The following is a 21,997-nucleotide window of genomic DNA, read 5'->3' on the forward strand; positions in this document are numbered from 1 at the left end:
CCATTAATCCTAATAATTATTTATTAATCTCGGCTAATTCATCTTTAAGTGATTGAATTAAATCTGCACCATAAGTTGACTCATAGTTATCCCATTGACTTAAACCAAATTCTTGGAATTCTTTGATCTGTTCCTCTGTTAGTTCTGTTACTTCTACGCCTGCATCTTCAAACATTTTAATATAGTTTTTAGTAGCTTCTCGATTGTTTTCAATCTGCCACGCTTGCACTTCTTCACCTACCGCCTTGAAGATTTCTTGTTGTTCTGGAGTTAATGAATTAAATTTACTTGTATTAATGACAATTGAACCTGATGCATAAACATGATTTAATTGAGTGTAAAACTTATTTACCTCTTGGAATTTGCTATCACCAGTTAATAGTAGCCCATTGTCTTGCCCGTCAACTGTACCTTGTTGTAATGCTAAATACAGCTCGTTAAATGGCATTACTAATGCTTGTGACCCTGCTTCTTCAAAGAAACCTTTGATAGCTTGAGATCCCGGAACCCGTAACTTTAAACCTTTTAAATCCTCTACTTTCTCGATTTTTCTATTAGAATTGGAAACTCCGCGAAATTCGTTTTCGAAGAATCCTAAAGTAGTCATATTATGTTTTGCTAATGTGTCCACCATTAATTTTGGTATAACACCTTCACCATAGAAAATTTTATCGGCTTGTTCATAAGATGTGACAATATAGGGTAAGTAATGGAAATCCAATAACGAATCTAATCCAGACAATGAACCTTGATTGATGAATGACATATCTAGAGTTCCTCGTGAAATATCTTGTGCCATTACCTCATCCCCACCTAATTGTGAAGCAGGGAAAACCGAGATTTGAATTGCTCCATTTGTTTCTTCTTCGATACGCTTTGCAAATAATTTGGATGCTTGATCTTTTACACTATCTGTCGGGAAAATATGACCCAGTCTTAATTTTGTAACTTCCCCCGAGCTTGATGCTGCTTCGGTATCATTCTCATTACCGCTACAAGCAGTCAAGACTAACATACATATCGCTAAAAAAATTGCCCCAATTTTCCATCTTCTTTTCATCTTTTTATCCCCCTAGTTTGAAAAATATTTTCCCTTTACCCACTTTTGCTTATGCATCTAAAACAATCAGCTTTTCTTCTGTCATTTCCAATACTGCATATTTTGGACCCTCTTTGCCAATTCCGCTATTTTTCACACCTCCATATGGCATAGCATCTTCTCTATAAGTTGAAACATTATTTACTATTACGCCACCAAATTTCAATTTTCTGATAGATTTCATAATAATCTGAATATTAGAGGTAAATATTCCCACTTGCAGCCCCATCGTTGAATCATTTGCTTTTTGGAGCACTTCATCAATATTGCTATAAGTTTGAATTGTAATAACCGGTCCAAATACTTCTTCACAAACCACTCTCATCAATTGTGTTACATCCGCTAGAATTGTCGGTTCAAATTGCGTACGCTTTCTTTGACCACCAATCACAAGTTTTGCACCTTGTTGAACTGCTTCATCAATCCACGACTCAATTCGTAGTGCTTCTCTCTCAGAAATTACCGGTCCAACATCACCATCTGGATTATCTTCACTGCATGGAACTAGTGACTTCGTAAAATCAGTAGCATAACTTATAAATTGTTCATAGACTTCCTCGTGTACATAGATTCTTTGCACTGAAATACATGCCTGACCAGCATTTGAAAAGCCTCTTGTTACACAAAGTTCAGCTGCTCTTTTTAAATCAGCCACATCTTTATGCACGATGTTTGGGGAGTTATTTCCTAACTCAAGAGCAACTTTTCTAATTCCTGTTTTACTTTTGATAAGCTGGCCTACTTTAGGACTTCCTGTAAACGTATACATATCAACTAAGTCATTTTTTAATAAATAATCCCCAGTGTGTGTTCCTCTACCATTCACCAAATTGAACAAGCCATCAGGTAATCCTGCTTCTTTGAATATTTCGACTAATTTACACGCAATTAATGGAGTCATTTCAGCTGGCTTTAATACCACTGCATTCCCAGCTGCCAAGGCCGGCCCAATTTTGTGTACAGTTAAATTGAATGGGAAGTTAAATGGGGTTATGGCTACTACTACCCCAACCGGAACACGAACAGTAAATGCAAGCTTTCCTAAATCAGTACTATTTGGAAGAGCAACCCCTTGCCCTGTAATTCTTTTCGCTTCCTCTGCTGAAGCTCTAAGAGTAGAAATTCCGCGCTCAATCTCAGTTACCGCATCCTTTCTTGTTTTCCCAGCCTCATATATTAGTACTTCTGCTAACTCTATTTTTCTTTTTTCGATTAATGTAACCGCTTTAATTATTATGTTAAAACGATCATCTGCAGAAAGTTCGGATGTTTCATAAGAGTCATAAGCATTTTGAACAGCTTTATTTACAATCTCTTCGTCTGCTTCATAAATTTCTCCAAAAGTTTCCCCAGTGTATTTGTTCATTACTGAAACAACTTCACCAGCTTCAATCCATTCCCCATTAATAAAGTGGCCATATCTTTCCATAATCACTACACCCCTATGTTAAATTTATTTAAAATGATTTATTAGGATCTTTTTCTAGCAATCTATTTGAGGCACCTAATATATGTTCTTTAATAAATTCCAATGCGTAATCCATATCTCTCATTTGAATACTCTTTATAATTCTTTCATGTTCTCTTACTGTTTCTTGTTGATCTACAGCACCTCGTCGATAGTAAAACCTTGCAATATGGAGGTGGCAAAATAAACTTTCAAAACTCTCAATCAGAAAATTGTTTTCTGAATTTTTAATTAATTCTAGATGGAACATGTTATCTAGATTATTAAAATCCAGTATCTCTCTGTAGTTAGTGATTTTAATCTGCTCAATTTTCATGTTAATATTTTCCAAATTTACTATACATTCCATTTTATTATTTCGGATTATATTTTTTATCGCCTCGGATTCAAGTAACAATCGAAACTCCGACATTTTTTTCATCGAAACCTCATCTAAAATATCCGTTACATGGTACCCCTTGTTTGGAATCAAAATAACGAGCTTTGAAGATTGTAATCTGGATAACGCCTCCCTTAACGGAATCGGGCTAATTTCCATTTCCTTAGACATTTTACTTACATTTAACTTCTGTCCTGGCCCGTATTCCCAACTGAAAATTTTTTCTTTTATCAGGTTATATGCGTAGTCCGACTTCTCTCCATGTTCCTTTTCGATAACCAATTGACAGCACTTCTCTCTAAAATATTATATTATTTAATCAGATTTTATAATATATAATTCCAAAATACAATACTTTTTCCACTTTTTGTCGTAATTCATTTGAAATCGACTCTATATATTATATTATTTTCTTACACAATATATTATATAACCCTTTGGATTATTTAACTCCATATAAAAAAGCTCAACCTCATCGAGACTGAGGTTGAGCTCACTATTACATGTACCTGGTACTTTACAATCTAAATTTCTTCACTGCTTCGTTCAGGTTTTCTGCCATTTGGGATAGTACGTTGGCAGAGGATGTGATTTCTTCCATTGTTGCGGATTGTTCTTCTGAGGAAGCCGCTACATTTTGGATGTTTCCTGATGTTTGAGTTGAAATCGCACTTAAATCGTTCATCGAAGTTGAGATATGGTGGATGCCTTTGTTCATTGCTCCGATTTCGCGATTTATTTCTACAATTTGATTGTTAACGCTATTTACTGAATCTAGAATATTTCCGAAGTCAACGCCAACGTGTTCAAATGAAGAGACACTGTCTTTTAAAGTATCATAGCCAACAGCCATGGATTTTACAGCATTGTTTGCTTCATCTTTAATCAATTCAATTTTATTTCTAATATGATTTGCAGCATCCTTTGATTGATCTGCTAATTTACGAACCTCTTCAGCTACTACAGCAAAGCCTTTTCCATGCTCGCCAGCTCTTGCTGCCTCTATTGAAGCATTTAATGCAAGTAGGTTTGTTTGATCTGTAATTTCAGTAATGATGGAAACAATCTCACTGATTTCTTTTGTATAATCACTTAATCGATTAACTACATCTGAAGTTTCTTGGATTGTTTTATAAGTGAAGTGCACCTTTTCCACTGCTTCGTCAATGATCTTGCTTCCGTTTTCCGCTATTACAGTTGTGTTTTGAGAATTATCCGCAACTAAGCTTAAATTGTCATTGATCTGTTGCATGCTACCTGAAATATTCGTTACGCTATCATTCATCGTTTCAATATTTGATGCCTGATTATCCATACCACTTGTTACTTCTTGAATCGCCTCAGTAATTTGGTTGATAGATTGGCTTGTTTGTTCTGCACCTGCCATTAGCTCCTGAGAAGTAGCCGCAACCTGGTCACCACTATGAGAAATAGAGGCTATCAATTGATTTAAGTTTTGTACCATACTCTGAATACCATCAGATAGTTGAGCAATCTCATCCTTACCCTTGATGTTAAGATCACTCACTGATAAGTCTCCATTAGCTACACGGTTAACATAATTTTTGATAAGGATAAGTGGATTAATAATCTTCTTACTTACAACGAAGGCAATAATCGCTCCGATTATAATAAAGATTAAGGAAATCACAATTGCAATCATTAGAATTGTTGAATATAGCTTTTGAATAAACGATGCATCTAGGTCAATCCCTACAATCATGTTCGTCCCTGCAATCGGGGCAGAAATTGATTTATGGACTCCATATTCATCCTCATAGATATCACTGATTTCAGTTGTGCCCTGAGAAAGTGTCTTCCTCATTTCATCGGTTAAAGCATATTCTGTTCCATATAAGTCATCACCATTTACAGCAACAATATAGCTTTTACCGCTATTCTCTGTAAGAACATAAGCTAATTCAACAGATTCATATTTGTCTGCATAATGATTTAGTGTATTTAGTAGCTCTTGATATGTTTCTTTATCGCCACTATCTGCCGCTTCTACTACAGCTGGGTCAATTTCTCTTTGAGCTTCCTGCACTAATAACTCTAAGTTTCTTTCAAATTGACCTAATACATGGTTATTTACAATACTTTGTGAGAAGAAATATAAAATCGCACTAAAGCAAATTGAGAAAATAGCAATTGGAATAATAAAACTCATAATATATTTCATTAAAATAGAATGTTTGAATTTAGATAGAAACTTCACTTGTTGCTTCCTCCAGCTCTGAAATGGCTTTTTCAACCGCGTCAATAATGTGGTCTAAATGTTCGACTGTTGTATAAGGCGAAATCGAGAAAAACTTAGCCGCATAAATTGGACAGCGATTCTTTGAATCAACTACATCTACTAAGCATTGTTTTTTTGTATCTCCAAAGAAAACACCTTCACGATTTTTACCTAATATCTCAAATAAATAATTGTTTAATCTGTTTGTCGTTTCAACTTCCTGAAGCGTTGCTTGTCCACTAATTTCGTGATGCCAGCTTGCTTCGCTTGCATACAGTCTAAATGTTGTAATCGGTCCGATTGTTTCGCTATTTGTAATACCGATTGTAGGAATCTTTGAAACTAATTTTTCTCTGAAGGCTAGATTTACACGAATATAGTTAGCTAGTAATTGTTGATAGCCTTCAACACCAAAAGCTAATAATGACGCATAAATTGAAACAGCACTTCCCATTCTCGAGCATTCTAATGTATATCCTGTATGATAGCTTCCGTACCCACGATTTCCAACATAAGGTGTGTCAAATTCTTCAAGGTCAAGCAACCCAAAATCCTGACCATTTTTCACTAGATACAAGCTTGCGTTATAAGGATTTTGACCTAGTTTATGGAAGTCAAAGCAGCAGCTATCAGCTAAATGAATATGTTGCATTCTTTCATTAATTTTTTCTAAGCTCGCTACGACGTTTTCTTCAAATTGAAGTGGATTATTTGCGAAATCGTATTCACGGAAGAAGCTATAAAATCCACCCATTGCAGAATCAGCATGGATATGAATCGGCTTTAGCTGATATTTTTCTTCTAATTCTGTCGAGATTTCTTTAATCGCTTTTACATCGTCAATTCCAAAGCTGTCTGTTACACCTGTTGTTGCAGCAATATATACTGGAATACCACCCTTTTGAATGACCTCTTCCAATTTACTTCTTAAATCAGCCAAGTCCATTGAATGATCTGAACCAGCCTTTACTGTCACTAAATGCTTACTGCCAATACCTGTTGCTTCTACAGATTTTAATAAGCTGTAATGGGCATTTTCAGAAGCAAAGCAGTAAAGGTTATTTGGAATCCCCTCTTCGTTTGAATGAGGAAATTGCTTCACAATAGCAAGTCGCAATCCATTAAAGACAGCACCTTGTCCGCCCCATGTTGTATAGCCCCAGCTTTTCGTGAAGTCATAGCCAACTAATTTAGACATCATAGAAATTACTCGAACTTCAGCTTCAGTGGCTGCTGGCCCATAAACATCCCATAGACTGTTTGAGTTTAATAATGCAGTTGTTAGCTGACCAATTATCGCTGCCATACTCGCAACCGGAATCGAGTTAGTTACATAATTCCTCGTTTGATAAGGGCTGCCTTCTGATAGGTTAATCAACTCTTGAACAACCTTGTCCATCCCAATTCCAGATTGAGGTGTGTATGTATTTTCAATAATTTCTTTATAGAAATCGTTGTTTTTATCTTGAATATTACCTAATGTAGATTTGTCTGGATCCTTTAAAAGATCAATGTTCTCTATCAAATTTTCAATATAATTTAAGAATGTTACTTGCTGTAGTTTATTTCCATCCTCGCTCGGGAATAGTTGTTGTACACTTTTAAAATCCATTGTTATTCCTCCAATTACTAAAGATTTTATTAGGTTTTCTTTTAATACATTGGAAATATTTCAAACAGAGAAATTCAACTATAAAAAAAATCCCTTTAAGGGATGCAAAATGCTCGTAAAGAATAGTGGTTGTTTAGAATTGAAATCTATCCAACCTAGCTCCTGCGTCCCTATTTTCCAATAGTTTGCATCTATTTGAAATTATTAACATTGATGCCATAATAACACGCAATATAGGACTTTTTACTAATTTTATTTATTTAGAATTGATAGAAAATTACCGATTAACACTACAATTCCCTTTAAAATTAGATTAACTTGGTGTTTTCATAAAAAAAGACACTCCAAAAAGAGTGCCTTTTCTAAATTTCTTTATTTTTTCGAGCTTCGATTTCATTCTGCATTTCTTCTTCCATTGCCTGAATTGATTGTTTTCGCTTTTCATTTTTACCTTGAAGCATTTGTCGTTCTTCTGGACTTGCAAACTCCATACTAATTTCAGCTTCCTTTAGCTTACTTTGCGTATTTTCAATCATGTCATGTAAACGTTCGACATTATTCAGTCTGTTATCTGGCTTTTGTTGCTCCGCCATGTAATCCCTCCACATACTTTTGAAGGTAGTTTGGTTAATTTTCATTTTTATATACTAGAATGAGCTTGGGGTGTGAGTAATTTTAGAATCATTTATAAAAGAGGCAGGATATAACAAACAATTTGTCATATCCTACCCCATTATTTAAATTCCTTATTCAACAACATTAATAGTTTCTTTTACTTTTGTTAAGTCTTGATTGTAATTGTACTGAGATGGATCGACTTTAGTAAAGTCAGCTGGTGTATAGAATCTCAATAGGTCTCCATTAACCACCTGATCAGACAGCTGCAATTTATAATCGACTTCTTTTTTGTATTCATCCGCTAATTCTAATAGGCTTTCATCAAGTGGTAAGCCCGTTTTAGCATCATAATATTTGTTGTTAATAGAATAGATAGTTGGACTAACAAAGTCCCCGTTTCTAAACTGAACTACTTCATTATGCTCTTTTGATAATAAATCAGTACCAAACTGAACATAATTATGTGTATCAACGCCAAGTAAGTGTAATAAAGTTGGAAGAAGATCAATTTGACCTCCGAAAGTATGATTCACTCCGCCTTCCATTCCTGGAACGTGAATGATTAAAGGTACGCGTTGTAAGTTTGTACTTTCGTAAGAATTAATTTCTTTTCCTAAAAGTTTAGACATAGCTTTGTTATGATTTGCAGAAATACCATAATGGTCTCCATAAAGAACAAACACACTGTTTTCATATAAGCCTTTTTCTTTTAAATCAGCAAAGAACTGTTCGATCGCTTCATCAGCATAACGAGCTGTTTGGAAGTAATCATCCACACTTGAATCTCCAGTATCCGCTTTACCAATCGTTGTTAAATCTTGATTGATTTTATATGGATAGTGATGCCCAACCGTAATGAATTTCGTATAGAACGGTTGAGGTAATGTTTCTAGCAATGGTACTGATTGTTCAAAGAAAGGCTTGTCCAGTAAACCGTATTCAGCCATATCAATTTCGTTGCTTGTATCATAATATTTTGTATCAAAGAAATGCTCATAGCCGAAGCCTTTATAGATCTTGTTACGGTTCCAGAAAGTACCGTTATTACCATGGAATACAGCAGATGTGTACCCATTATCACTTAAAATTGCAGGTGCCGCTTGGTAAGTATTCTGACCTTTTGTAATAAAAGCAGATCCCTGTGGCAAACCAAATAAAGAGTTTTCTAGCATAAATTCAGCGTCTGAAGTTTTACCTTGAGCTGTTTGATGGAAGAAGTTATCAAAGTAAAGTGAGCTTGAATCTTTTGTTAACGAATTGATAAACGGCGTAACCTCTTCACCATTTAGCTTGTAATCAACTAAAAAGGTTTGGAATGACTCTAAGTGAATATAGATAACATTCTTACCTTTTGCAGCACCAAAATAATCCTGATTTGGTTCTGCATAGTTGGATTTTGTATAGTTAATAACCTCAGTCATATCATCATTATCAGCTAAAACCCTTTGTGAAGAAGCCTTAACTGTTTCAGTAGCATCATAAAGAGTGTAGTTATACATTCCTAAATACTTCACAATATAACTTCTATCAAAACCACGAGTTAATAATTCTGGGCGATCAGTATTAGCTAATTCTAAATTCACTGCAGATAGTCCAATGATAAAAGCAATCATTGCAAGAGCTTTTTTATAGCCCATTCTTGTTGTATCTTTTTGCAGCTTTTTAGTAGTACATAAGAAAATTAATACCAATACATCTACAAAGAATAAAACATCATAAGGCTGCAGCAATGAAACGACGCTACCACCTAAATCTCCAAAGTTTTGCGTTTGAAGAATCGTTGGCAATGTAATAAAGTCACTGAAGAATCGGTAATAAACTGCGTTTGCATATAAAAGGATGGACATAAGGATGTAAATCACTACTAGTGATACATATCGTCCTTTTCCTCTAAATAAAAATGCTAGACCAAGGAATAACATTGCTGAGCCTAAAGGATTTATAAATAATAGGAATTGTTGAAGTGGTCCTTCAACCCCCAAGTTAAACTGCGTTACTTGCGTTATATATGTTTTAATCCATAGCATGATAACTGCTAATGAATAAAGTCCAAAAAATTTATTTAAAAAGTTGTTATTTTTAAGATTTAATTCTTTCATTTTTCCACCTTCCTATTATTCTAATAGACTAAAATATAGTACTTAAATTATTATTCTAAAAAACAACATTTAAGTTTTACATTTGAAGATTATATCGTTAAATTATAAGATAATTTATTTTTCATCTAGAACTTTTTCTAGAACTTACTTACATTACATCTTGCAACATACTTCTGTCAAGACCCTAACCAAGCTAGATTACTATTTTCCACACTATCGACCTAATACAAAATAGATAAATCATCCTATAAAGCAGCCGATAAAACCTATGTTTTCTTTGAGCGTAGTCTAATAATTAAATCGCAATAAATTATTTTACTATAATTCCTTCTCACTTCCACTTAGATTCAAAGGCTTATTACTACTAACATTTATACAAATGCAAGTATAGGCTAGATTTCAAGACTCTAAACATATATAGGCTTTATACACATTAGTTTTTCATCCTTTTCACAGATGACCATTTACATTATTAACATAACGTTTACATGCCCTTAAAAGTTTCACATTAGCTGACGATTTTTCATAAAAAAAAATCGAATCCGTCTAAAGAACGAATTCAATCCTTTTGTTAAGCAGCTATTATATATATATATTATTTCCTTAATGTGTTACTCTTTTCTTCTTATTAAATAAATACCATATCCAGAACACAACAATAACGAATGCTTTAAATAAGATGATGCTATTATGATACTCAACCGGAAGTATTAATAATAAAAGAATTGCAATAAAAATGGTCGGAAATACTGTATAAAACCATACCCTGACAACAGGATTTTTAAAATTCATTTCAAATCTTTGCATTTAATACACTCCTAACATTCCATCTTTTAACAATTATCTCAAACAATCTAAAGGTTTTCCATTAGTTTATATAATTACTTCCTATTTAAAATGAAAGCATACTTACTTATTTTTTCTCCTCATTGCTTCCCCGCATTCAGTTTAACCCAAGAAACATTCCTGCAATCTAATTGCCATTTGTGTAAACGAATTAACACCTGCTTGTTCTTTTTCTCGAAAAATTCTATGTTACGATTATCCTCGAAAATAGCAACCTAGAATTTGGAGGATGGATAATTGTTTAAAAAAATCATAACGATTGTACCAGTAGCTGCACTCTTAACTGTAGGTGCGACTGCACAGGCATCAACTATTACCGTAGAAAAGGGAGATACTCTTTGGGGGTTAGCACGTGAGAATAATACAACTGTCGAGACTATCCAAACAGTGAATCATCTCACAAGTGACCTTATTTACCCTGGGGATTTATTAACGATTGCAAAAGAAAAACAACATACAGTTAAACTCGGCGACACTTTATGGGATATCGCTATTGAGCATGATGTAACTGTTTCTCAAATAAAAGACTGGAATAATTTACAGACTGATCTTATTCACCCTGGATTAAATCTAGTAATCTATGTAGGAGCAAAGGCTTCTGCTGTTAAAGGAACTTCAACTGTAGCTGCTCCTGCTCAAAAGTCTAAAGAGTCAGTTCCAGCAACAAACAATTCCGATGATGCACCTAAGACAGCTGCTCCAGTATCAAGTACTACACAACCTACAGGTGAAGCAACTGCGCCAGTATCAAATAATGAAGCTGTAAAAGAAAGTGCTCCCGAATCTTCTGCTCCAGCCCAAACTGAAGGTGCAAAGGAAATTATGGTCGAAGCTACAGCTTATACTGCTTCTTGTGAGGGATGTACAGGCATTACCTCTACTGGAATAAACCTTTTGGAAAACCCTGATGCAAAAGTGATTTCTGTAGACCCAACTGTTATTCCATTGGGAAGTAAAGTTTTTGTTGAAGGCTATGGTGAAGCAATTGCAGGTGACACTGGTGGCGGCATTAAAGGTAACAAAATCGATGTCTTCATTCCATCAAAACAAGAAGCGATTAATTTTGGGGTTAAACAACTAAAAGTGACAATACTAGATTAATATTTTTATCGAGCTTACCTTTGGCCTTTCTATATCAAGTCCATAATGCAAAAAAGGAACCAATTTAGGTTCCTTTTTGCTTTCTATTTGATTAAATTCAGTAAATCTCTTGCTTTAAGCATCAATAAAGCCTTCTGTTAAAGCCTTTTCCATAAATTCACTCGGTTCACCAATACTATAAAGCTGTAAATAGTGCATTGCTCTAGTACATGCTGTGTAGAAAACTCGACGTAAGCTTTCGTCACCATATATTTCCTCTGATGCATCATAAATAATGACAGCATCGAATTCAATTCCTTTGGATAAATAGGATGGGATTATAACAACACCCTGCTCGTATTCAAAAGAGCCACTTTTCAAAAGCTTAATATTTTCAATATCAGATAAGGCCTCATATGCCCGTTCACTTTCCTCCGCTGATTTACATATTATTGCTATACTATTATATTGAAGCTTTCGCAAAGCCTCTACCTTAAAAGCAATACAGCTGTGTAATTCTGGGTGGCTGGATACTTGTGTCAGAACAGGCTTCTCTCCTTCACGCTCAAAAGGAATAATGTTAGCTCCATTTGGGACAAGCCTACGCGTAAATTCAATAATCGGCTTTGTGGATCGATAGCTGCGAGTCATGTTAATCACTTCTGTTTCGTCTTCTCCATAGATACCTGATAACGTTTGAAAATCAATCGATTGACTGGCATGGGCGAATATTGCCTGATTAAAATCACCTAGCACTGTCACCCTCGCAGAAGGAAACAGTCGTTTTAAAAACTCAAATTGAAATGGTGAATAATCCTGTGCCTCATCAACCAGTATTTGTTTAATCGCACGGTTCGCTTGAAATCCTTGAATGAGTTCTTTGATAAGTAAATAGGGCGTTGCATCTTCATAAGAAAGCCGTCCCTTTTCCAATTGCTCTATTGTAGCTCGGCAAATTTCTTCCCATTTTGCTGGTACTTCTTCTGCTATAAATTGTTTTATTTGCAATGGATTAGCAAAAAGATTTTTATATATTCCCTTAATGTCTACGAAATGATATGCCTGCACTCTATTTCTTATAGGTTTAAATTTTTGTCGAACAATCAATTTTGCAAGTGCTTCAGGCTCAACCTCGTAATCAGCTATTTCTTCTTTTTTAAACCCTCGTTTTTTAGCTAAGTGGATACGGGCCTTTTCATATTCTTCATTACTAAGAAGTTCAATTTCTTCCTGCACCCATTGTTTATGCAATTCTCCTTTTTCAGCAGCATTTATTTGCTGAATTAACCAATCCTTTAGCTTTTCCAGTCTGTTATGGAAGCGGAGTGAGGTGTCTGTATTATAAAATCTGGAGGCAATTTTCTCACCACTCACAATAGACATCCCTCTAAATACAATATCCTTGAATAACATCCCCGATTGCTCTAGCGATTGTCTATAGGCATCAATTGCCTCAAAAAAAGTAACAGATGCTTTGAATTGGATGCCTTTTACCCTAGCTTTGTATAGACTTGAATGCTCTGCAGTTAAAATATACTCTAGCTGCTCGAAGGGATTTTCTACTTTAAAATCCTTACTCAATCGCTGATTCAAATAATCCTGAAAAGTCACCTGCTGCATATTCTCTTCACCAAGCTCTGGCAGCACATTTGACACATAGCTGTTAAATAATGAATTCGGCGAAAATAAAATGATTTGATCGGCCTTTAGAGTATCTCGATATTTATAGAGTAAATAAGCAATTCTTTGGAGTGCTGCCGATGTTTTTCCACTTCCAGCTGCTCCATGAACAACAAGTAGTTTCCCACTATCATGACGAATAATTTGGTTTTGCTCTTGCTGAATTGTTGCAACTATATTATGCATATGTTTGTCAGAGCCCTTGCCCAGAACTTGCTGTAATATCTCATCTCCAATAGTGAGACTAGTATCGAACATGGATTGAAGAACTCCACCGCGAATAAGATATTGCCACTTTTTCTTCAGGTCACCTCGAACGATGCCACCAGGGGTTTTATATTGAATTGGCCCAGGCTGGTAATCGTAATAGACACTTGAAATCGGAGCTCTCCAGTCATAAATAAGAAAATTATCGCCACTTTCATCTGTCAGTGAAGAAATCCCTATAAATATTTGCTCCTGTGTTGATAGCCCTTCTTCGATGAGATCAATCCTACCGAAATAAGGAATTTCCTGCATTCGTTGCAGTGTTGATAGCCTCTTAGAAGCATGTCTATGCGTACTCTGAGTTACGGAGAGATTTTGCGCTTCTTGTCTCAATCCAATAACTGTTTCAAGATAATCATCGAAAGTATCGGTATTTACCTTAACTTCATCCCAAAAGTGCCTGCGAATATTCACCACTTCATCCCGTCTACGAGATGTCTCTTCTTCCAGGTTACGAATTTGATTTGCAATTGTTTGCATCACACTGTCAACTCGTTGTTGCTCCTGCTGAAATTCCGAATTCAAAGCAAACACTCCTTTTCAAACTTTATGGTTGACTAATTTATAAATATAATATAAAATAATAATAGGGAATATATTACCTTTTTGGAATAAAAGTACATATATCCTTATAAGATTATCATATGTCTTCATCTATTTCAATTTAATTGTTTTTCTATTCTTGTCATTTCCTCCTTCTTTAAGCCAGCTAATTTTTTCCTCCTGATTTAAATACCCTTTAAAAATAATTTCAACTAAAAAAGCATCAATCATCTCGGACTGACACCTTTACAAAAAATTATTCTAAAATCCCTTAGAAGAACTTTAGAAAATGAGTAATCCAATTTTTTTTACCAATATAAAAAAACAGGAAAGAGCTATTACCCTTCCCTGTAATTAATTATTGAACCACACGTTTAGAGAATAGATAGTTCTTAGACCAATAAGGATTTTGTAAAACATTCGTCGAAATCATAACACCCTTCGACGTAGAAGCATGAATCATACTACCATCTCCCATATAAATACCAACATGGGCTACACGTCCGTCCGTATAAGTGTCCTTCATAGTGAAGAACATTAAATCTCCAGCTTTTAGATTAGACGTCGCAACTGATACACCCTTACTAGCTTGATCTCTTGAAACCCTCGGAAGCTGAATACCGGAATTTCCAAAGACATACTGCGTGTAAGAAGAACAGTCAAACATATTTGGCGCTTCTGCTAATGTAGCACCATACTTGTATTTTGCACCAATGTATTTCTTGGCATCTGCCAGAATTGACGCTATTTGCTGTGCAACCGTATCTTTGCTATCATTTTTGACTGGCTCCTTCTCTTTTACAGGCTCCATTTCCCCTTTAGATGCATCTGGGCTTGGTAAATTTAAGACTTGTCCATCATGGATGATATTTGTCGTTAGATTGTTTGCTTTTTTCAGCTCATCAACCGTAATATGGTGAATGCGAGCAATGTTAAATAGCGTATCTCCTGTATGCACGATATATTTTGTTGCTGGATTTTGAATTTGAATCGAACCATTTTCTTTCTTAAAAGTAATATAGGAGTTAAATATCGCACCACCAGTATGAAGTGAAACATACGGTGTTTCATTAATCCATCGTGGAGGCTCAACATTTATATATTCATTTCCCTTTTTAGCTCTTGTTCCACCCATCGTTATTCGTATAACCGTAGAACCATCCGTTATTTCGTAGGTCTTTGTTTTTTCTTCAAACTTGATGCTATTGTAATTTAAAATTTTAGCTAAATCTATAAATGGTAAGTAATACACACCATTTTCAATAATCGGATTTATACCACTGACAACCTTTCCATTGATAAACACACCTGCATTCGGAACAGATTGCACTTGAGCATTAGTACTAATCGTTCCACTTATACATAAGCCAAGCACTAACATGAAACCAATTGTCATTCGTAAAAATTTCCTCATAGTCACTCTCCCTATAATTTTATTTTTCCGTTACTTAAAGGTTATATTGGCTTTTAATGATTTTTTTATTCCTTTAAAAACACACCCTTCAAACGCGAAAAGAAGGTATTCCACAAACCGAATACCTTCTTTTGAATAATCCTTATATAATTGGGACTTTATTTTAAAATAAAAAATGCGTAAATCCTAAACGAGATGTACACATGTTTGTCATTATGTAATTTACTCTTTTGTAGAGCTTTCTATATCCTTTAGCTGTTTTTTGATTTCGTGCAGCTCTTTCCTCAAGGATCTCACCTGCTTTGATGAATCAATGCCAAATCGAACTGCAAATGAAATAATGAGATAAAGTACTCCCAAACCAGCAAGACTTAATAAAACTAGGTCCATCCCTCCATCACTCCCAACATTTTCCCTATTTTAAATTTTACCATAACTAGTAAATGCATTATAGCTTACGTATTTTTTATCCTCCCAGTTAATATCCGTATACTAAACCATTCGATTACGATATACCATTAAGGTTACTGCGTTTAAAATAACTGTAGAAAAAAGAAGTACTATGGTTGCCATTACTACACCACCTGTAGTGTCCATTAACGCCGCCCAATCTTCAATTTTCACTAAATGATAGTTATAAAAAATTTGAAGACTCAGTGAAAAAGCACAGGCAGTAACACTCACAATAGATAAAATAAACCAATTTTTATTCTCATGCTTTTGGTACCTCAATAAATTTATAATCGGAAGTATCCAAGCAACCAAGCCTAAGATAAGACTTCCGAGATTAAATAAACCGACCAATTCCATTCCCCCTTGAACATATTGTTTCCCCATTAATTGACGGAATATTTCGGTATAAGTTTCGAATATTCTTACTATATTTACAAAAAAAAATGACTAGTAGGAGTCAGTTCGAAACCACTGCCATACTAGCCATTCTATTTTGCAAAAAAGTTATTCTACTGTTCCTGTCTCATCTACATCTTTTCTAAAATTATCGAGCAATGCTCGCACTTCATCTGTAGATTTCGTGTTCATCAATTGGTTTCTTAATTCACCAGCTCCACGGAATCCTTTGACATAAATTTTGAAAAAGCGATGAAGGCCAGAGATTGAACGAGGCACTTCTTCTGCATATTGATCTTGAAGATCAAGCTGCAATCTCAAAAGATCAAGGTATTCTTCAGGGCTATGCTCTCTTGGTTCCTTTTCAAAGGCAAAAGGATTTTTAAAAATACCTCGTCCAATCATAACGCCATCAACACCATACTTTTCAACAAGCTCAAGCCCAGTTTTACGGTCAGGTATATCCCCATTGATTGTTAGAAGCGTATCGGGCGCAATACGATCACGAAGCTTTTTAATCTCAGGAATCAGCTCCCAATGGGCATCGACTTGGCTCATTTCTTTTCTTGTACGTAAATGAATAGAAAGGTTTGCAATATCCTGCTTTAAGATATGTGTTAGCCACTCTTCCCACTCACTAACTTCATAAAAGCCCAGTCTTGTTTTCACGCTGACAGGAAGTCCACCCGCTTTTGCCGCTTGAATAAGTTCTGCTGCAGTCTCTGGATGTAGAATAAGACCACTGCCCTTCCCTCTAGAGGCAACATTCGGCACAGGACATCCCATATTGATATCAACACCCTTAAAGCCAAGCTCTGCCATACCAATACTCATTTGACGAAAATATTCAGGATTATCTCCCCAAATATGCGCCACCATTGGCTGCTCATCTTCTGTAAAAGTCAACCGGCCACGAACACTTTTCATGCCTTCTGGATGACAATAACTATCCGAGTTTGTAAACTCTGTAAAAAATACATCTGGTCGACCGGCCGCACTAACTACATGACGAAAAACAACATCCGTCACATCCTCCATTGGTGCAAGTACAAAAAACGGTCGTGGCAAGTCACGCCAAAAATTATCTATCATTTCTAACTCAAATCCTCTCACTATGGTGAAAACTTTAAACCATCTGCCAAAAATACCAAACCAATTGTTTTACTCTATTTAAACTTAAATCATTTACGAAAAAACTAAGCTGCGAAATTCGGCAATCTTTATTTTAACGAAAATCTGCTCTGAATGGTATTTTTTTAAACAAAAAAGCAGATGATATAGATTTTTGCCTATAACAACTGCTTTTCTATTCAAATTATAACTCTTCCACAGTATCTAGCCTGCATTTGGTAGAACAATATGGGGCGGAGTTAAGTTCTAAATTTTATGGTCTTTATTTTTAAATAGCAAAATATGCAATAGGTTGGATTCGAATGTTTCATATTAATTTTTATGTTAATAGCTAAATATGCATCAATGCTCCATCCGGCTTCGGTATGTCTTGGACTGATATCTGATTCATTTTACAAAAATGTTTTAAAAATTGTTGTGCAAGTTCTCGTTCCTTTGGGTCACTTTTCAACTCAACTATATCGATTAAAATTTGAGCCATCCTTAAATTATCAAAATAACGGTGTTTACCTGTATTCCATGTCATTTTGTGGGGGGATTTTTCATTTACGTAATAATTCCAAAAAAGCATCTGATCCGATTCCTGTTCTGAAAGCTTGAGTCTGTATTTTGAATGGGCAGGAATATTTCCATCTTTACAAAGCTTACCAATAAAATCTTCTTTTACCATATAGACACCTAAAATACGTCTGTTTTTTTCAGTCCCGCTTGAATCAATTTCGGTTAACAGGACGGCGCTATTTTGGTACAAGCGGATGGGTTTGACTGTATTCCCCTTATTATTACCGCTCTTTATTACACCTGAAAAAACTTTCCACTCAGAAAAAGAACTAATCTGTTCTTCTGTGTCACACCAAAAAACCATTTGTGATTCTGGATGGAGTTTATGATTTTTCATAAGTTTTTCATGCTCCAAGCGAAGTTCCCTATTTTTTTGATATAGCTTTTTTTCCTCTCTCTTCCTCCATTCTTCCTCCCTTAGTTCAACTTCCTTTTTTTGTATAATTTTTTCAAGTGAGTCCGCAACATTTTTGTCATGTAATTGTAGGTGCTTTCCAAATACATCTGGAAAAATAAACTTTTTATTTTCCGTTGCGAAATTTATTTCAATACTAGACTCATTTTGTTTAACTATACTCCCCATGCCAAAACGCTTGTGTGTTACTTTCTTATTAATTAGATTCATTATTAAAATCCTCCTTGTAGAATAGAAATTCGGTTACTTTGATAGTAAATTGATAATTTCATTCCACTAACTTCGTTTCAAGTGCACACAACTGTTTAAATTATTCTTTGATATTAAAATGGATATAAAAAAACGTATCCATAATTCAATACACCGGAATTACGAATACGATTGAATAAAACAATTGTAAGACTATTATAACATTTTTCTGAAGATTTTACAAATTTCTTGTTGACAGCAAAATTCATTGTGAGGTAAAATGGAAATTTATTCTCTTTAATCATTAAAATAGCTACGAAATAAATGCCTCCTAAAAGCCTCAAAATTTCTGGAATGCTCTTTAAAAATCTATCCCAACGATATTTAAGAAACCAAGCTAATAAGAGATGAACATACTCACTACTGAGTAAGTTTACTTCCTGACGGTAGATAAACTACCGAAACAATATTCAGAAAGATCTTGAGAGTGAATAACAAGAATTTCAGACCGAACATTCATCTTGAAAAACTCAAACAAACCGTTCCAATCTGATACAATGACAGAGTTTATCTTCTATCGTTCCTAAAATTTCAGCAGCAAAGTTGGATGCGAGCATTTAATAAGGTTTTCTATGAAGATAACAAACAGATTGAATGATACCCTTCCATCTCATTTCTTTTTCAATAAGCTTAATGAATTTTAAATATGTAACAATGTAACTAGCGAAAGTAAATAAGCGTAATTTTTCCGGTTATTTGCAGAATAAAACTCGTTTTGAAGGTAAATAAGGGAATATTTTCCGCTTATCATAAGAAAAATCACTCATTTCCTCATTTTTCAAGACGTTAAGGGAATTTTCTTCGGCTATTTAGACTATTTTTCACTATATTTTTTAAATAAGCGAAATTTTCCCTTCTATTTTACAAACCTGGCTCTCAATCTTCCCTCCCAATCTATGAGAGCGAAACCTTTTAATCCCATTAAACTCACAATTCAACGTACAAAAGCATTTTTACCACTAAAAAAACTCGAATACAATAATCGTATTCGAGTCTCAAATTTCAATATATTTTATTAAGCTTCAGTTTTCTTCTAAAATCAACTTCGCAACACACTCGACATGCGTTGTTTGAGGGAACATGTCCACCGGTTGGATTTCCATTGTTTTATAGCCGCCGTCTTCTAGGAAGCGAAGATCACGGGCTAATGTTCCTGGGTTACACGATACATACACTACACGTTTTGGCTTTTGCTCGATGATTGTTGATAACAATGCTTCGTCGCATCCTTTGCGAGGTGGATCGACTACTAGAACGTCTGCTTCTTTCCCATCTGCGTACCAGCGTGGGATTACTTCTTCTGCTGGTCCAGCTTCAAAGTAAGTGTTAGTGAATCCGTTGATTTCCGCATTGCGTTTTGCATCTTCAATAGCTTGCTCAACGATTTCAACACCCATAACAGATTTTGCTTTTTGTGCTAGGAATAAAGAAATTGTTCCGATGCCACAGTAAGCATCAATTACTCTTTCATTTCCCGTCAACTGCGCATAATCTAATGCCTGCTTGTATAGAACTTCTGTTTGAACTGGGTTCACTTGATAGAACGATCGAGCTGAAATTTCAAAGCGAACGTCGCCAATCGTATCCTCGATGAAATCTTTCCCCCAAAGTGTCACTGTTTCATTTCCAAGAATGACATTTGTTTTTTCGATGTTAATGTTTTGAACAATCGAAGTTACATTCGGAATAAGCTTTTGAATTAATGCAATTGCCTCATCTTTTTGAGAGAATTTATGTTTATTTGTAACGAGAACTACCATTACTTCCTCAGTTGCACGACCTTTACGAACAACCACATGGCGCAGCATTCCCTGATGAGAAGCTTCGTTATAAGGCTGCAATCCGATTTCCATAAGCTCTTTTTTCAAGGTAGCCATCATGGTATCTGCTTCACTCACCTGAATTAAACAACGTTCCATATCCACAATTTCATGTGACTTAGATTTGTAAAAGCCTGCAATAGGACCGGTTTCGGTCATTGAAAATGGAATTTGAGACTTGTTTCGGTAATTCCAAGGATCCTGCATCCCTTTTACAGGCAGTACAGGCGCATCTATCTTGCCAATTCGTTGCATCACATTGCGAACCATACTTTCCTTCCACTTCAATTGCCCTTCATACGACAAATGCTGAACCTGGCAACCTCCACATTGACCAAAATAAATACAAGGCGCCTTCACTCTGTCAGGTGATTCTTTTATAATATCTACGATTTTCGCAAAACCGTAGTTCTTTAACGTTTTTAGCACATGAACTTCAACCGTTTCCTCAGGTAATGCCCCTTGAATAAACAAAGGATACCCATCAACCTTCGCCACGCCATTCCCATCATGCGTCAAATCTTCTATATATACCGTCATACGATCATTCTTCTTAACTGGTGCTACCATCTTCCGTCCTCCATTTCAGTTACTCTATTGTAGCAAAAATAAATCCAACTCAACAGTAAGTTGAGTTGGATTTATTTTCTGCGCCGAAAGCTTGCGGCAGGCGCAAAATAACTTTTAATGAAAAGTTGAATTCTATTATAAAAAATTTATTAACTTAATAACACTCAGCAGTAATTGAGTTGAATTCTTTTTCTGCGCTGAAAGCTTGCGGCAGGCGCAAAAAATCAACAAATGAAAAGTGAACTCTTTCCTAAAAAATTCATTGATTTAATAACACTTAAAAGTAAATTCAGTTGAATTCTTTTTCTGCGGCGAAAGCTTGCGGCAGGCGCAAAATAACTTTTAATGAAAAGTTGAATTCTATTATAAAAAATTTATTAACTTAATAACACTCAACAGTAATTGAGTTGAATTCTCTTTCTGCGCCGAAAGCTTGCGGCAGGCGCAAAAAATCAACAAATGAAAAGTGAACTCTTTCCTAAAGAATTCATTGATTCAATAACACTCAAAAGTAAATTCAGTTGAATTCTTTTTCTGCGCCGAAAGCTTGCGGCAGGCGCAAAATAACTTTTAATGAAAAGTTGAATTCTATTATAAAAAATTCATTAACTTAATAACACTCAACAGTAATTGAGTTGAGTTCTTTTTCTGCGCCGAAAGCTTGCGGCAGGCGCAAAATAACTTTTAATGAAAAGTTGAATTCTATTATAAAAAATTTATTAACTTAATAACACTCAACAGTAATTGAGTTGAATTTTTTTCTGCGCCGAAAGCTTACGGCAGGCGCAAAATAACTTTAGTTTGAAGAAAAAACATACAACTGTGAGCAAAACCAGTCTCTTTACTACGATTCAGAATGCAAACCACTCTACGTGGTAGCAAAGCCAGTCTCTTTACTACGATTCAGAACGTAAGTCGCTCCACATGGTAGCAAAAACATTCTCTTTACTACGATTCAGAACGTAAGCCGCTCCACATGGTAGCAAAGCCAGCCTCTTTACTCCGATTCAAGCGGTAAACCGCTCCACACGGTAGCAAAAACAGTCACTTTATTACGA

Annotated in this window: 16 protein-coding genes; 1 reads left to right on the top strand and 15 read right to left on the bottom strand. The window is 35.2% G+C overall.

The features are described 5' to 3' along the window. Nucleotides 1–16 precede the first annotated feature (16 nt). From LG296_RS16835 to LG296_RS16870, 8 genes are all read right to left on the bottom strand, one after another. The gene (locus tag LG296_RS16835) at nucleotides 17–1,060 is read right to left on the bottom strand and encodes a TRAP transporter substrate-binding protein (protein ID WP_107935843.1); all 1,044 of its coding nucleotides are present in this window, start codon (nucleotides 1,058–1,060) and stop codon (nucleotides 17–19) included. Between the two features lie 49 nt (nucleotides 1,061–1,109). Then, on the bottom strand, nucleotides 1,110–2,528 hold the full coding sequence (locus LG296_RS16840) for an aldehyde dehydrogenase family protein (protein WP_107935845.1): 1,419 nt from the start codon (nucleotides 2,526–2,528) through the stop codon (nucleotides 1,110–1,112). A gap of 28 nt (nucleotides 2,529–2,556) precedes the next feature. Continuing rightward, on the bottom strand, nucleotides 2,557–3,228 hold the full coding sequence (locus LG296_RS16845) for a GntR family transcriptional regulator (protein ID WP_107935847.1): 672 nt from the start codon (nucleotides 3,226–3,228) through the stop codon (nucleotides 2,557–2,559). A 235-nt stretch (nucleotides 3,229–3,463) separates the two neighbouring features. Then, nucleotides 3,464–5,164 carry a methyl-accepting chemotaxis protein gene (locus tag LG296_RS16850; RefSeq protein WP_107935849.1) on the bottom strand — a complete coding sequence of 567 codons (1,701 nt, stop codon included), beginning with the start codon at nucleotides 5,162–5,164 and terminating at the stop codon, nucleotides 3,464–3,466. Further along, entirely contained in the window at nucleotides 5,148–6,797 is a 1,650-nt protein-coding gene (locus tag LG296_RS16855; RefSeq protein WP_107935851.1) for a pyridoxal-dependent decarboxylase, read from the bottom strand. Before LG296_RS16855 ends, LG296_RS16850 begins: the two co-directional genes overlap by 17 nt. Before the next feature lie 362 nt (nucleotides 6,798–7,159). Next, nucleotides 7,160–7,390 carry a small acid-soluble spore protein Tlp gene (locus LG296_RS16860; protein ID WP_107935853.1) on the bottom strand — a complete coding sequence of 77 codons (231 nt, stop codon included), beginning with the start codon at nucleotides 7,388–7,390 and terminating at the stop codon, nucleotides 7,160–7,162. A 153-nt stretch (nucleotides 7,391–7,543) separates the two neighbouring features. Then, the gene (locus LG296_RS16865; RefSeq protein ID WP_107935855.1) at nucleotides 7,544–9,514 is read right to left on the bottom strand and encodes an LTA synthase family protein; all 1,971 of its coding nucleotides are present in this window, start codon (nucleotides 9,512–9,514) and stop codon (nucleotides 7,544–7,546) included. Between the two features lie 603 nt (nucleotides 9,515–10,117). Then, nucleotides 10,118–10,321, bottom strand: coding sequence for a hypothetical protein (locus LG296_RS16870; protein ID WP_107935857.1), 204 nt, complete (start codon nucleotides 10,319–10,321; stop codon nucleotides 10,118–10,120). A gap of 276 nt (nucleotides 10,322–10,597) precedes the next feature. Here LG296_RS16870 and LG296_RS16875 point away from each other — a divergent pair, with 276 nt between their 5' ends. Then, on the top strand, nucleotides 10,598–11,461 hold the full coding sequence (locus tag LG296_RS16875) for a LysM peptidoglycan-binding and 3D domain-containing protein (RefSeq protein WP_107935859.1): 864 nt from the start codon (nucleotides 10,598–10,600) through the stop codon (nucleotides 11,459–11,461). Between the two features lie 114 nt (nucleotides 11,462–11,575). On the opposite strand, the gene helD is transcribed toward LG296_RS16875, so the two are convergent. The 7 genes from helD to rlmD form a co-directional block, all read right to left on the bottom strand. Beyond that, entirely contained in the window at nucleotides 11,576–13,912 is a 2,337-nt protein-coding gene (helD, locus tag LG296_RS16880) for an RNA polymerase recycling motor HelD (protein ID WP_107935862.1), read from the bottom strand. Between the two features lie 376 nt (nucleotides 13,913–14,288). After that, complete coding sequence (locus LG296_RS16885) at nucleotides 14,289–15,344, bottom strand: LysM peptidoglycan-binding domain-containing C40 family peptidase (RefSeq protein WP_107935864.1); 1,056 nt, start codon at nucleotides 15,342–15,344, stop codon at nucleotides 14,289–14,291. A 222-nt stretch (nucleotides 15,345–15,566) separates the two neighbouring features. Continuing rightward, nucleotides 15,567–15,734 carry a hypothetical protein gene (locus LG296_RS16890; protein WP_181418069.1) on the bottom strand — a complete coding sequence of 56 codons (168 nt, stop codon included), beginning with the start codon at nucleotides 15,732–15,734 and terminating at the stop codon, nucleotides 15,567–15,569. Nucleotides 15,735–15,836: 102 nt separating this feature from the next. Then, nucleotides 15,837–16,181, bottom strand: coding sequence for a hypothetical protein (locus LG296_RS16895; protein WP_251400935.1), 345 nt, complete (start codon nucleotides 16,179–16,181; stop codon nucleotides 15,837–15,839). 120 nt (nucleotides 16,182–16,301) lie between these two features. After that, nucleotides 16,302–17,285: a tRNA-dihydrouridine synthase gene (locus LG296_RS16900; RefSeq protein WP_107935868.1), complete on the bottom strand. Its 984-nt coding sequence runs from the start codon at nucleotides 17,283–17,285 to the stop codon at nucleotides 16,302–16,304. Nucleotides 17,286–17,655: 370 nt separating this feature from the next. Beyond that, nucleotides 17,656–18,510, bottom strand: a complete 855-nt coding sequence (locus tag LG296_RS16905) for a malate synthase (protein ID WP_107935870.1) — start codon at nucleotides 18,508–18,510, stop codon at nucleotides 17,656–17,658. Between the two features lie 1,061 nt (nucleotides 18,511–19,571). Beyond that, nucleotides 19,572–20,939 carry a 23S rRNA (uracil(1939)-C(5))-methyltransferase RlmD gene (gene rlmD, locus LG296_RS16910; RefSeq protein WP_107935872.1) on the bottom strand — a complete coding sequence of 456 codons (1,368 nt, stop codon included), beginning with the start codon at nucleotides 20,937–20,939 and terminating at the stop codon, nucleotides 19,572–19,574. Between the last annotated feature and the right edge of the window lie 1,058 nt (nucleotides 20,940–21,997).

It is taken from the genome of Ureibacillus chungkukjangi (assembly GCF_044795995.1).
Taxonomy (GTDB): Bacteria; Bacillota; Bacilli; order Bacillales_A; family Planococcaceae; genus Ureibacillus; species Ureibacillus chungkukjangi.